Source organism: Methylibium rhizosphaerae (assembly GCF_006386545.1).
In the GTDB taxonomy this organism is placed as follows: domain Bacteria; phylum Pseudomonadota; class Gammaproteobacteria; order Burkholderiales; family Burkholderiaceae_C; genus Pseudorivibacter; species Pseudorivibacter rhizosphaerae.
The window spans coordinates 82,441-95,557 of the sequence record NZ_SWAR01000003.1 but is presented as its reverse complement, the minus strand read 5'-3'; the positions used below and the strand labels follow the sequence as shown (position 1 = coordinate 95,557).

Sequence of the window (13,117 nt, the reverse complement as noted above, 5' to 3'; positions counted from 1 at the left end):
CGCATTCTTGCCCGGATCGGCGTGCGGCCTTCGCACACACAGGGCAAGCCCCACGAGTCCGCTGCGAGAACCTCCTCATGACGACCACGACGATCCGCTACAACGACCTGGTGGAAAGCGTTGCCGCTGCCCTGCAGTACATCAGCTACTACCACCCCGCCGACTACATCGCCCACCTGGCCCGCGCCTACGAGCGCGAGGAAAGCGCCGCCGCCAAGGACGCGATCGCGCAGATCCTCACCAACTCGAAGATGAGCGCCGAAGGCAAGCGCCCGATCTGCCAGGACACCGGCATCGTCAACGTGTTCCTGAAGATCGGCATGGACGTGAAGTGGGAAGGCTTCGCCGGCTCCATCGCCGACGCGGTGAACGAAGGCGTGCGCCAGGGCTACCTCAACCCCGACAACAAGCTGCGCGCCTCGGTGCTCGACGACCCGCACTTCCTGCGCAAGAACACCAAGGACAACACGCCCGCCGTCATCCACATGGAAGTCGTGCCGGGCAACACGGTCGACGTGACCGTGGCCGCCAAGGGCGGCGGCTCCGAGAACAAGAGCAAGTTCGTGATGATGAACCCGAGCGACTCCCTGGTGGACTGGGTGCTCAAGACGGTGCCCACCATGGGCGCCGGCTGGTGCCCGCCGGGCATGCTGGGCATCGGCATCGGCGGCACCGCCGAGAAGGCGATGCTGCTGGCCAAGGAGTCGTTGATGGAAGACATCGACATGTACGAACTTCTGCAGCGCGGCCCGCAGAACAAGCTCGAGGAGCTGCGCATCGAGCTGTACGAGAAGGTCAACGCGCTGGGCATCGGCGCGCAGGGCCTGGGCGGCCTCACCACCGTGCTCGACATCAAGATCAAGACCTACCCGACGCATGCCGCATCCAAGCCGGTGGCGATGATCCCGAACTGCGCGGCCACCCGCCATGCGCACTTCGTGCTCGACGGTTCGGGCCCGGCCTACCTCGAGCCGCCCAGCCTCGACCTCTGGCCCGACGTGCACTGGGCGCCCGACTACAACAAGAGCAAGCGCGTCGACCTCAACACGCTCACGCGCGAGGAAGTGGCGAGCTGGAAGCCCGGCGACACGCTGCTGCTCAACGGCAAGATGCTCACCGGCCGCGATGCCGCGCACAAGCGCATCCAGGACATGCTGGCCAAGGGCGAGAAGCTGCCGGTGGACTTCACCAACCGCGTGATCTACTACGTCGGTCCGGTGGACCCGGTGCGCGACGAAGTGATGGGACCGGCCGGCCCCACCACCGCCACCCGCATGGACAAGTTCACCGACATGATGCTCAGCGCCACCGGCCTGATCGCGATGATCGGCAAGGCCGAGCGCGGCCCGGTGGCCATCGAGGCGATCAAGAAGCACAAGAGCGCCTACCTCATGGCGGTGGGCGGCGCGGCCTATCTCGTGTCCAAGGCGATCAAGGGCGCCAAGGTGGTCGGCTTCGAAGACCTCGGCATGGAAGCCATCTACGAATTCGACGTGACCGACATGCCGGTCACGGTGGCGGTGGACGCAGGCGGCACCTCGGCCCACGTCACCGGCCCGAAGGAGTGGCAGGCGAAGATCGGCAAGATCCCGCTCGTGGCGGCCTGAAGCCGGGGCACACGCCCCGGCTTCGCGCTCCCAACGCGTCGTCGTCGATCAGCGGAAGTCCGCCGACTGCAGGGCCGGGTCGTCGGTCAGGCCGAACGAGTTGGCCACCCGCCGGCCGATGGCCCCGGGCGAGGCCAGCGCGGCGCTGCCGCAGCTGCCGTTGGCCGGCTTCAGGATGGACCACAGCATCGCGCCGTCACGCGGGTTCTCGACCGGCGAGGTCGCCAGCACCGCGCCGGTGTAGCGCTCCACCGAGTACGGCAGGTTCAGGTTGTTGTTGTACTGGTCCAGCAGGATCACCGAGCCGGTGCACTGGGCGTCCGCGTTGTTGACCACCAGCTGCGCGCCGGCCCAGCCTTCCGGCGCAGGCTGCAGGCCGACCGAGACGATGGTGTGGGCGGGGAACAGCGCGCGGTACTGGTGGTAGGCCACCACGCCGTCATAGTGCTCGAAGCGGGCGTCGTAGGTCATGATGTTGACCAGGTCGAACATGTTGGCCACTGCCGGGTAGCGCATCTTCAGCAGCCGCTCGCGACCGGCCGCCCCGCCCCAGTACGACACGTTGCCCGCGCAGGCCGGGTCGGCCGCGGTGGCTGCGGTGCAGTCGGCGCCGGTGGACCAGGCCGCCAGCGACAGGGTGCGGCCGCCGCCTGCGAGGTTCACCGCGTTGCGCAGCGCCTTGGTCACGTTGGCCAGCGTCTCCATGCTCTCGAGCTCGTAGTCGTTGTCGAGCCCGTCGAAGCCGAGGTCGCGCTGGATCTGCGCCAAGGCATTGGTGATCGGCCCGCCGCCGGCCGCACCTTCGGCCGCCAGCGCGCCCCAGTTGTTGTAGGTCGCGCCGCCCACCGCCAGGATCACCTTGATGTTGCGCTGGTGCAGCACGTCGATCGCAGCCTTGATGTCCTGCGGCGTGGCGGTGAAGTTGAGGCCTGTGCCCGACCAGCTGTTGGCGGCCAGCCCGGCCCACGAGAAGTCGGGCTGGGCGAACGACGCCATCACATGGGTGTAGTTGGCCGGGATGCGGGCGAACTTGCTTTCGCGGAACACCTGGTTCGCCGTCTTGCCGGCGGCGCTGAACCAGCTGTCGCTCCAGCTCGGGTAGTAGCCCACGTAGACGCGCCGGTTCTGCACCGCCTTCAGCGCGGCCGGGTCGGTGAGCGTGCCGCCGGGTGATGGGGTGGGAGCCGGGGTGGGTGCAGGTGTTGGTGCCGGCGTGGGCGCAGGCGTCGGTGCGGGCGTCGGGGCCGGCGTGGGCGACGGGTTGCCCGCGGCGAGCTTCCACAGTGTGGGCGTGGTGGCAGGCGTCCAGCCCGCCCCGACCCAGGCGGTGTGCGCCTGGATGCATTCGTAGACCTTGCCGCCGTAGGTCACGCGCTGGCCGACGGAGTAGCTCGTGCCTTCCTGCCATGCGGGCGCGCCGGGTTGTGGTGCCGGCGTGGGCCCGGGCGTCGGGGCCGGGGTGGGTGCCGGCGTCGGTGCCGGCGTGGGTGCAGGGGTGGGAGCCGGCGTCGGCGTGGTGCCGGTGCCGCTCACGATCACGTCGCTGCACGAGTAGAAGGCTTCGGGGCTGTCGGCCCGCTGCCACACCATGTAGATCACGTGGCGACCGCTGCGGTCGGCGGGCACCCGCACGTTGAGGTTGTACTTGCGGTCGGAGGTGAGCGGCACGCCCGGGATGCTGGCGATCTTGTCGAGCTGGCTCCAGGCGATGGGAGCGCCTGGGTTCCACCCGTTGCGCGTCATGTAGACGTCGAAGTAGCGCGTCGAATGCGCGGCGGTGGCCCGGTAGCGCATGTTGAGGATGCCGCCGTTGGCCGCCGGGTTGATGGTGGTGGCCGGCCAGTCGCTGCGCGCCTGCGAGAAGCCGACGTACTTGTCGCGCCCGCCGGAGCACAGCATGCCGTCGCGGACCACCGCCTGGTGGTTGCCGTTGGCCTGGCCCTGGTTCACCTCGTTCCAGTCGTAGAAGGGCTGCGTGCCGCCCATGTTCCTGGCGGTGACGCAGGCGGCCGAGCGCGGGTTCTCCGGCCCCTCGAGGAAGCAGCCGTACACACGATCGACCGGGAATTCCATCGCGCCATGCGCGAACGCCCCCGAACATGCCCCCCAGGCCGCCAGCGAGACGGCGGTCAAACGACCCAGCTTCATAGGTTGGTCCTCACTGAATGACTTCTCGACACATCGCAGCGTGTCGGGCCGCGACGACCCGACATGGGCCGCCAAGCTCCGGGCAACGGCACCCCGAAGGCGGGCGCAGTCTAGTGAGGGCGAACGGGCGTTCGGAGGGCTTGCTTGCGCGGCGCCCAACTTGTTACGAGTTGGAGCCTATTGCAACACTCCTGGTACCAAGTGGTATGCATCCACGCTCGAATGGCGCACGCCTCGCCATAGCGGAAATGACAGCGCCACCCCGGTGCATACCAGTTGAATCAAGCGGCCGGCGCTGAAACATTGCGAAGCACACGCTGGGGGTACGGAATCTCGACCCCCTCCGCTTCGAGCGTGCGCAGGATCGCCAGGTTGACCTCCGAGCGGGCGCTCGACAGGCCGTTCTCCGGGTCCCGGATCCAGAACCACACGGTGAGCTCCAGCCCGCTGTCGGCAAAGGCGGTGAGGTGCACCGAAGGCCCCGGATCGGGCATCACACGCGGCACCCGGCCGATCTCGGCCAGGAGCTTCTGGCTGATGGCCGGCACATCGGTGCCGTAGGCCACCTGCACAGTGGTCGACAGCATCAGCGACGAGTCGGCCAGCGAGGCGTTTTCGATGCGCTGGGTGATGAGCAGCTCATTGGGCACGATGGACTCGCGGCCGTTGGCCGCGCGCACCACGGTGTAGCGCGTGTTGATGTCGGTGATGCGTCCCTCGAAGTTGTCGACCTTCACCAGGTCGCCGATGCGCAGCGAGCGCTCGGCCAGGATCACGAAGCCGCTCACGTAGTTGGACGCGAGCTTCTGCAGGCCGAAGCCGAGCCCCACACCCACCGCGCCGCCCAGCACGCTCAGGGCCGTGAGGTCGATGCCGGCAGCCGACAGCGCCACCAGCAGGCCGACGAAAAGCAGCAGCGCGCGGGTGGCGTTGGCCGCGATCTTGCGCAGCGACAGGTTGTCGGTGGCCCCCTTGAGCAGTTGCGCCTCGATGGCGGCCGAGATCCACAGCGACACCACCAGCACGACGATGGCGCTCAGCGACCCCTCGATGAGATTGCGCAGCGAGATGCGGGTGGTCCCCATCTTCCAGCTGATGCCGTCGAGCTCGGCCATCAGCAGGGGCAGCACGCCGGTGAGCCACAGCACCACGGTGATCCATGCCAGCCACGACACGCTGCGCTCGACCACCCGCATGACCTTGGAGCCCGGGAAGGCCGCCGTGAGCACGCGCACGACGAGGCGGATAACCATCAGCGACAGCAGGATCGGCATGGCGAGCCGGAACACTGCGATCGGCACCACGCCATGCAGCACGCGGCTGGCCACGAAGGCGAGCACGAAGGCCAGCACCGGGAACAGCACGCCGCCGACCACCCCTTCGCCGAACCACACCGAACCCGGCTTGGGGTTCGGCCCCCGCAGCAGGCGCACGATGGCCCAGGCCGCGCCCAGGCAGCCGGCCAGCACGGCGAGTTCGATGAAGGCGGTGGGCTGGGTGAGCGAATCGAGCAGGCGGCTGAGCTCCTGCGGGCTCAGGTGGGGAGTGTCTGCGCTGGGTGTTGCCATGTTGATGTCGAAAATAGGCCGTGGCGGTTCGCCCCGAAGGCCGAACGGCCGGATTCTTGCGCGGGTTGGTGCCGCCGGGTTCAGGCCACGCCGGCAAGCACCCGCAGGTGCGCGCCGACGCTGCGCGCAAGAGCGCCCAGGTTGTAGCCGCCCTCCAGGCAGGACACGACACGGCCGTTCGCATGGCGCTCGGCCACGTCGACGATGCGGCGCGTGATCCATTCGTAGTCGGCCTCGACGAGGCCGAGCTGGCCCAGGTCGTCGTCGCGGTGCGCGTCGAAGCCGGCCGACACGAAGATCATCTGCGGCTTGAAGGCTTCGAGCCGCGGCATCCACATGGCCTCGATCAGCTCGCGGATCTCCATGCCGCGCGTGTACGGCGGGATCGGCAGGTTGATCATGTTCTCGCCCTTGGGCACAGCACCGGAGCCGGGGTACAGCGGATGCTGGAAGAAGCTCACCATCAGCACGCGGTCATCGTTCGCGATGATGTCTTCGGTGCCGTTGCCGTGATGCACGTCGAAGTCGACGATGGCCACCCGCTTCAGGCCGCGCACGTCGAGCGCATGCCGCGCCGCGATGGCCACGTTGTTGAAGAAGCAGAAGCCCATGGCCGCGCTGCGGGTGGCGTGGTGGCCCGGCGGGCGCACTGCGCAGAAGGCGTTGTGCACCTCGCCGTCGATCACCGCGTCGGTGGCCGCCACCGCCGCGCCGGCGGCGCGCACCGCGGCCCGCCAGCTGTGCCGGCAGACCATGGTGTCGGGGTCGAGGGCGCGCGGCTGGCCGCCTTCCTGCACCTGCAGCATGAAGTCCTTCAGCTCGGCGACGTAGCCGCCCGTGTGCGCCAGCGCCACGTCGGACAGGTCGACCTCCGGCGCGTCGCAGCGCTGCAGCGCCACGTCGAGGCCGGTGCCGATGAGGTGGTCCTCGATCGCGTCGAGGCGCTGCGGGCATTCGGGATGGCCGGCACCCATGTCGTGCAGGCGGCAATCGGGGTGGCTGTAGAAGGCGGTGGCCATGCCGTTCCCTTGTCTTCCTCTTTGGTGCTTCGACTTTGAGCTAAGGTGCGGGCCTATGACGACACCGCTGCACACCCAACTCAAACAACTCGTTGATCAGATTAGCACGATCATCGTCGGCAAACGCCGGCAGATCGAGGACAGCGTGGCCTGCCTGCTGGCCGGCGGCCACCTGCTCATCGAAGACGTGCCGGGTGTGGGCAAGACGACCCTGGCCCATGCGCTGGCGGTGTCGCTGGGACTCAAGTTCTCGCGCGTGCAGTTCACTGCCGACCTCATGCCCAGCGACCTCATCGGCGTGAGCATCTACGAGCGCGGCAAGGAAGCCTTCGTCTTCCACGGCGGTCCGGTCTTCGCGCAGGTGCTGCTGGCCGACGAGATCAACCGCGCGGGGCCCAAGACGCAGAGCGCCCTGCTCGAGGCGATGGAGGAACACCAGGTCACCGTCGAAGGCGAGACGCGCAAGCTGCCCGAACCGTTTTTCGTGATCGCCACGCAGAACCCGACCGACCAGCTGGGCACCTACCCGCTGCCGGAGAGCCAGCTCGACCGCTTCCTGATGTGCATCACGCTGGGTTACCCCGACCGCCTGTCCGAGCGCGCGCTGCTGGCCGGCCGCGACCGGCGCGAGGCGATCCACGACTTGCGTCCGGTGATGTCCGCGGCAGAGCTGCAGGCAGTGCAGCGTGCCGTGCTGAACATCCACGCTTCCGAGCCGCTGCTGGACTACCTGCAGGCACTCATCGCCGCCACCCGGTCGGGTCATTGGTTCGTCGAGGGGCTGAGCCCGCGTGCCGGGATCGCGGTACTGCGTGCCGCCCGGGCGCGCGCGCTGCTCGATGCACGCGAATACGTGGCCCCCGACGACATCCAGGCCATCCTGCCGCAGGCCATCGCCCACCGGCTCGTGCCGGTGGCCGGTGCCGGCCGCGGCCGGCTGGAGCAGGTGCGGGCCATGATCGAAGCCACGCCACTGCCCTGAAGACGCAAGCTGCCATGCAACTGGCCCTGCCCCATCCGGCGCGTGCGGTGCGAGCACGCTGGCGCAACTGGTGGGAAGCGCGCCTGCCGCGCACCGACACCCTCACGCTCACCCAGCGCAATGTCTACATCCTGCCCACGCGCGCAGGGCTGATGTTCGGCGTCACGCTGCTGGTGCTGCTGGTGGCTTCCATCAACTACCAGCTCAACCTCGGCTATGTGCTCACCTTCCTGCTTGCAGGGGCTGGCGTGGTGTCGATGCACGTGACGCACGGCACCCTGCGCGGCCTCACGCTGCACCTGCGGCCAGCTGCGGCGGTATTCGCGGGCGACGCCGCGGTCCTGGAGGTGTCATTGCGCAGCACGACGAACCGGCCTCGATACGGCATCGGGATGCGCGTCGACGGCGAAGGCCAGGCCCGCGCGTGGAGCTGGAGTGACGTGCCCTCCGGTGGCCATGCCACCACTCACGTGAGCTTCGTGCCGCCGCGACGCGGCCGGCATCCCGTGCCCACACTGAAAGCCGAAACCCGCTTTCCGCTCGGCCTGTTCCGCGCCTGGACGAACTGGCGGCCGGTGGCCCAGGTGCTGGTCTACCCCAAACCGGAGCGTCCCGCGCCCCCGGTGCCGGCCGCTCGCGCCATGCCGGGCGGCCCCACCCTGGCGCGCAGCCAGGATGGTGGAGAAGTCGAAGGCGTGCGCGGCTATCGTCGCGGCGATCCGATGAAGCTCGTGGTGTGGAAGAAGGCCGCAAGGGCCCTGGAGACCGGCGGAGAACTCGTGACGCGCGACACCGCCTCGTCGGCACGGCTCGAGCTGTGGCTGGACTGGCAGCACACCGTGGGCCTCGCGCCGGAGGACCGCCTGTCGCGATTGACCGCCTGGGTGCTGGCGGCCGATCGTGCCGGCGCCGCCTACGGACTGCGGTTGCCCGGAAGCGAGCTTGCGCCCGACCATGGCGAGCAGCACCGCCGGGCTTGCCTCGAACTGCTGGCGACCTGGGGCCTGAGATGAAGACGCCCCTCACCCTGGCCGGCAGGTTCGCCGCACGGCTCGGCCATCTGCCGCGCGAAGCGCGCGACACCCTGTTCCTGCTGGCCGTGATCGCATGGACGCTGCTGCCGCACGCCGGCCGGTTGCCGCTGTGGTGTTCGCTGCTGGCAGGCTCCGTCCTTTTGTGGCGCACGCAGCTCGCCTTGAACAATGCCGCCCTGCCCGGCCGCTGGTGGCTGGCGATCGTCCTGGCGGCGGCCGCGGTGCTCACGTTCTGGAGCCACCGCACGTTGCTGGGCAAGGAGGCCGGTGTCACGCTGATCGTGGTGCTCACCGCGTTGAAGACGCTGGAACTCAGGGCAAGGCGCGATGCCTTCGTCATCTTCTTCCTGGGCTTTTTTCTGATCCTCACCCACTTCCTGTATTCGCAGTCGATGCTCACCGCGGCGGCGATGCTGATCTCTATCTGGGGCCTGCTCACCGCACTGGTGCTGGCCCACATGCCGGTGGGCCAGCCGGCGCTCAAGCAGGCCGGCACGCTGGCCGCCAAGGCGGCCCTGCTGGGCGCCCCGCTGATGGTGCTGCTGTTCGTGCTGTTTCCGCGGGTCGGGCCCCTGTGGGGCGTGCCGCAGGATGCCTCGGGCCGTACCGGGCTTTCGAACGAAATGCGTTTCGGCACCGTCAACGAGCTGGCCACGGACGACCGGGTCGCCATGGTGCTGCAGTTCCCCGCCGGCCGCGCACCGTCGATCCAGTCTCTGTACTTTCGCGGACCGGTGTTCGGGCAGTTCGACGGCAAGGAGTGGCGCCCGGTCGACGCGCATTTCAGTTCTCGCGACAGCAGCGCGCGCGCGCCGGTGCAGCTGCTGGGCACACCGACGAGCTACGAGGCCGTCATCGAGCCCCAGCGCTCGGCCATCCTGCCGCTGCTCGACCTGACACCCGAGGCGCCGACCATCGAGGGCGGGCCGGACAATCTGCGAGCCCTCAGGCGTGATGACCTGCAGTGGCTCACCAACCGCGCGATCACCGAGCGCCTTCGCGTAAGCGCCAGAGCCTGGACTGATTTCCGCCACGGCCCGTTGCAACCCGAACCCGGGCTGGCCACGTTCCTCGACCTGCCGGCCAATTTCAACCCTCGCACGCTCGCCTGGGCAAAGGCCCTGCGGGCGGAGCCGCGCCTGGCGAACGCCGACGCGCGCGGCCTCGCAGGCGCGGTGATGCAGCACATCCGCACCGCCGGCTTCAGCTACACCCTCACGCCCGGCCTCTACGGCGAGGACGGCAGCCCTGACCTGATCGACGAGTTCTGGCTCGACCGCAAGCTCGGCTTCTGCGAACATTTCGCGGCTGCCTTCGTGGTGGTGATGCGCGCCATGGACGTACCCGCTCGCGTCGTCACCGGCTACCAGGGTGCAGAGATCAACCCCTTCGACGGGACCTACGTCGTGCGCAACAGCTTCGCGCATGCCTGGGCCGAATACTGGCAGCGGGGCGTGGGCTGGCAACGCGCCGACCCCACCGCCGCCGTGGCGCCCGACCGCGTCGAACGCGCACGCAATCTGCGACCGCCCCCCGGGCTGGTGGCCAGCGCCATCGGCACCATGAACCCCGCCTTGCTGCAGCAGATGCGCGAGTTCTGGGAAGCGGTCAACAACCAGTGGAACCGCTGGGTGCTCAGCTACTCGCGCGGCTCGCAACTCGGCCTGCTGAAGCAGCTCGGGTTCGAATCGCCCAGTTGGTCCGACCTGGCACACCTGCTGATCGGTGCGCTCGCGGCGCTGAGCCTCGCCGGAGCCGCCTGGGCATGGTGGGACCAGCGGCGCATGGACCCCTGGCTGCGCGCCTACGGGCAGGTGCGCAGGGCACTGGAACGGTCCGCCGGCCTTCAAGCGCCGCCCCATCTGCCGCCACGCGGCCTGGCTGCCGAAGTGCTGCGGGTGCATGGCGCCAGCGGCAACGACCTGGCGCATGCGCTGCAGGCATTCGAAGGCCTGCGTTACGGTCCGCAGCCGGCGGGCCGCAGCGCCCGGGAGACCGCTACACTGGCCCGCAGCCTCGCACGCGGCATTGCTGTCCTGGCCGGCAAATTGCCAGCTCTGGAAGAGCCGCCATCGCAGGCGGCCGTTGCTCCGCGCTGAAGACCACGTTCCCCCTTAGCTCGCTCCGTCCCGATGTCTCCGCTCACGCGTTTGCGCCTTGCGCTCGTCCTCGGCCTGGCTGCGGCACTGACCGCCCCAGTGCTGACGCAGGCAGCCCCAAAGAAGCAGCCACGCCACAAGGTGCAAAGCGACCAGGCGCCCGACGTGGTGACCTACGGACGGCGCGACGACGTGATGGCTCTGGCGCGCCACATCGCCGAACGGCAGAACCTCGAGGTGCAGTGGGTGAGCGACACGCTGGCGCAGGCGCGCTACCTGCCGAATGTGGCCAAGCTCATCATGCCGCCGCCGGCGGGCACTGCAAAGGACTGGTCGGCCTACCGCGCACGCTTCATCGAGCCGACGCGGCTGCGTGCCGGCGTCGAGTTCTGGCGCGACAACGAACGCTGGCTGCGGGCGGCCGAAGAAAAGTACGGCGTGCCCGCGGACATCGTGGTCGGCATCGTCGGCGTCGAGACGCTGTACGGGCGCCACATGGGCGGCTTCCGCGTCATCGATGCGCTGGCCACGCTGAGCTTCGACTTCCCCACCGGCCGCAAGGACCGCAGCCCGTTCTTCCGCGATGAACTGGAGCAGTTCTTCGTGCTGTGCCACAAGGGTGGCATCGACCCGCTCTCGCTGAAGGGCTCGTATGCCGGCGCACTGGGCATGCCGCAATTCATGCCCAGCTCCTGGAACAAGTACGCGGTGGACTTCGACGGCGACGGCCGTGTGGACCTGCATGCGAGCAGCGCCGACGTGATCGGCTCGGTGGCGCACTACCTGGCCGAGTTCGGCTGGCAGCGCGGCATGCCCACCCACTACGAGGTTGCCGCGCCGGTCGAGGTGGTCGACCGTGCCGTGCTGCTGGTGCCGGACATCGTGCCCAGCTTCACGCCAGCGCAATTTGCTGAACGAGGCGCCGCGCTGCCCGAGGCCGCGCGGCAGCACAACGGCCTGCTCGCGCTGGTGGAGCTGCAGAACGGCGACGCCGCGCCCAGCTACGTGGCGGGCACCGCGAACTTCTACGCGGTGACGCGCTACAACTGGTCGAGCTACTACGCGCTCGCGGTCATCGAGCTCGGCCGTGCGGTGGCGAACATCGTCGCCGCCACGGTGCCGGAACCCCAGCAACAGCCACCGCAGCCGCAGCAGCCGCCTTCGTCGTAGTCACACCGGATACCACAGCACCGCAAGGAAGTGGCAGGTGCTGCCCGCCATCACGAACAGGTGCCAGACCAGGTGGCCGAAGCGCAGCTTCGAATCGAGCATGAAGAACACCACGCCGATGGTGTAGGCCACGCCCCCGCCGAGCAGCCAGAACAGGCCCGAAGGCGGCATGCGCTGCAGGATGGGGTAGGCCGCGACCAGCACCAGCCAGCCCATCGCCACGTACAGCCCGGTCGACAGCAGCGGATGCGTCAGGCGGTTCATCGCCTTCATGGCCGCACCGATCATCGCCAGGCCCCACACCAGTCCGAAGGCAGCCGCCCCCCAGGCCTCGTGCAGAGCGCCGAGCGCGAACGGCGTGTAGCTGCCGGCCATGAACAGGAAGATCGCGATGTGGTCGAGCCGCACCCAGAGCTTCTTGGCCCGGCCGGGGGGCAGCGCGTGGTAGCACATGGAGCACAGGTACAGCAGCACCATGGTGGCGGAGAACACGCTCACGCCGATGAGCTGGGAGGTGTTGCCGTTGCGGGCGTTCGTGGCCACCAGGAGGATGGGCACGGCGGCCAATGCGGCCAGGAAGCCGAGCCCGTGGCTCACGCTGTTGGCGACCTCTTCGACTTCACTCTGAGGACGCTCTTCGATCTCAAGTTCCAGGGCAGTCATGACGGCCTCCTGCTCCACAGGAGGCCACCGACTACACAGGTCGAATGTCCACCTGCACTTCCATCGTCTCACTGCCCCCACCCATGCGCACTCCCTTGATCGGGGGGCAGGCCGCGTAGTCGGGTCCCACCGCCAGGCGCACGTGGCGTTCGTCCATCAGGCATTGATGCGTGATGTCGATGCTCAGCCAGCGCCCGGCCTGCGGGTCCACGCACACATCGGCCCATGCGTGGCTCGCGAGCTCGGGCGCATCGGCGGCGTAGAAATACCCGCTCACATAACGCGCCGGCACGCCGTGCGTACGGCAGGCCGCAATGAAGACGTGTGCCTGATCCTGGCAAACACCATGCCCCCAGTCGAAGGCCTCGAGCGCCGTGGTGCCCACGTCGGTCTTGCCGGGCCGATAGCTCACCTGCTCGTTGACCGCTCCCGCGAGCGACATCAGCGTGGCCTCGTTCACCCCCTTGTCGAGGTGATGGGCTGCGAACTCCGCAAGGCGCTGGTGGCCTTCTGCCAGCGGCGTGGGCCGCAGGTAGAGCCAGGGCGACAACGCACCCGGGGCGTCGGTCACGCCGGCATCCGCATGCGTCTCGACCACGCCATAAGCCCGCACCGTGCCTCGCATCATCGGCCGCTTGATGGTGTAGGTATGCGCGAGGTTGCCGTAGCCATCGACCGACTCGAACAGCGTACCCGGCGCCTGAACGTGCCATTGCTGCACGGTCTGCTGCGCAGACTTCTGGGGCGTGAGGCGCAGCGTCTGGATCGCATGCTGCACCACGTGGCTGTAGCCGTAGTGGGTGCTGTGCTCGATGCGCAGACGCATC

10 protein-coding genes are annotated in these 13,117 nt (G+C 68.7%); 5 read left to right on the top strand and 5 right to left on the bottom strand.

The annotated features are described in order from the left end of the window. Positions 1-77 precede the first annotated feature (77 nt). Positions 78-1,607 carry a fumarate hydratase gene (locus E8D38_RS03100; protein ID WP_140626269.1) on the top strand — a complete coding sequence of 510 codons (1,530 nt, stop codon included), beginning with the start codon at positions 78-80 and terminating at the stop codon, positions 1,605-1,607. Positions 1,608-1,655: 48 nt separating this feature from the next. Here E8D38_RS03100 and E8D38_RS03095 read toward each other — a convergent pair whose 3' ends face one another. The 3 genes from E8D38_RS03095 to E8D38_RS03085 all read right to left on the bottom strand — a co-directional run bounded on the left by E8D38_RS03095 (position 1,656) and on the right by E8D38_RS03085 (position 6,342). After that, positions 1,656-3,755 (bottom strand): lytic polysaccharide monooxygenase, encoded by a 2,100-nt coding sequence (locus E8D38_RS03095; protein WP_140626268.1) that lies wholly within the window; start codon positions 3,753-3,755, stop codon positions 1,656-1,658. A 281-nt stretch (positions 3,756-4,036) separates the two neighbouring features. After that, positions 4,037-5,323 carry a mechanosensitive ion channel family protein gene (locus E8D38_RS03090; RefSeq protein WP_140626267.1) on the bottom strand — a complete coding sequence of 429 codons (1,287 nt, stop codon included), beginning with the start codon at positions 5,321-5,323 and terminating at the stop codon, positions 4,037-4,039. Positions 5,324-5,403: 80 nt separating this feature from the next. Then, a complete protein-coding gene (locus E8D38_RS03085) occupies positions 5,404-6,342 on the bottom strand; it encodes a histone deacetylase family protein (protein ID WP_140626266.1) in 939 nt (312 codons plus the stop codon). 55 nt (positions 6,343-6,397) lie between these two features. Between E8D38_RS03085 and E8D38_RS03080 the strand changes: the two genes are divergently transcribed. The 4 genes from E8D38_RS03080 to mltB are packed head-to-tail and all read left to right on the top strand — an operon-like array spanning position 6,398 to position 11,627. Next, a complete protein-coding gene (locus E8D38_RS03080) occupies positions 6,398-7,324 on the top strand; it encodes an AAA family ATPase (protein ID WP_425462740.1) in 927 nt (308 codons plus the stop codon). A 14-nt stretch (positions 7,325-7,338) separates the two neighbouring features. After that, on the top strand, positions 7,339-8,337 hold the full coding sequence (locus tag E8D38_RS03075) for a DUF58 domain-containing protein (protein ID WP_140626265.1): 999 nt from the start codon (positions 7,339-7,341) through the stop codon (positions 8,335-8,337). After that, positions 8,334-10,457 (top strand): transglutaminase TgpA family protein, encoded by a 2,124-nt coding sequence (locus tag E8D38_RS03070; RefSeq protein ID WP_140626264.1) that lies wholly within the window; start codon positions 8,334-8,336, stop codon positions 10,455-10,457. The genes E8D38_RS03075 and E8D38_RS03070 overlap by 4 nt, the downstream gene beginning before the upstream one ends. Before the next feature lie 33 nt (positions 10,458-10,490). Beyond that, a complete protein-coding gene (gene mltB, locus E8D38_RS03065; protein WP_140626263.1) occupies positions 10,491-11,627 on the top strand; it encodes a lytic murein transglycosylase B in 1,137 nt (378 codons plus the stop codon). Here mltB and trhA read toward each other — a convergent pair whose 3' ends face one another. Both trhA and E8D38_RS03055 read right to left on the bottom strand, forming a co-directional pair. Beyond that, positions 11,628-12,290 carry a PAQR family membrane homeostasis protein TrhA gene (gene trhA, locus E8D38_RS03060; protein WP_140626262.1) on the bottom strand — a complete coding sequence of 221 codons (663 nt, stop codon included), beginning with the start codon at positions 12,288-12,290 and terminating at the stop codon, positions 11,628-11,630. 31 nt (positions 12,291-12,321) lie between these two features. Beyond that, positions 12,322-13,116: a transglutaminase family protein gene (locus E8D38_RS03055; protein WP_140626261.1), complete on the bottom strand. Its 795-nt coding sequence runs from the start codon at positions 13,114-13,116 to the stop codon at positions 12,322-12,324. Position 13,117 lies beyond the last annotated feature (1 nt).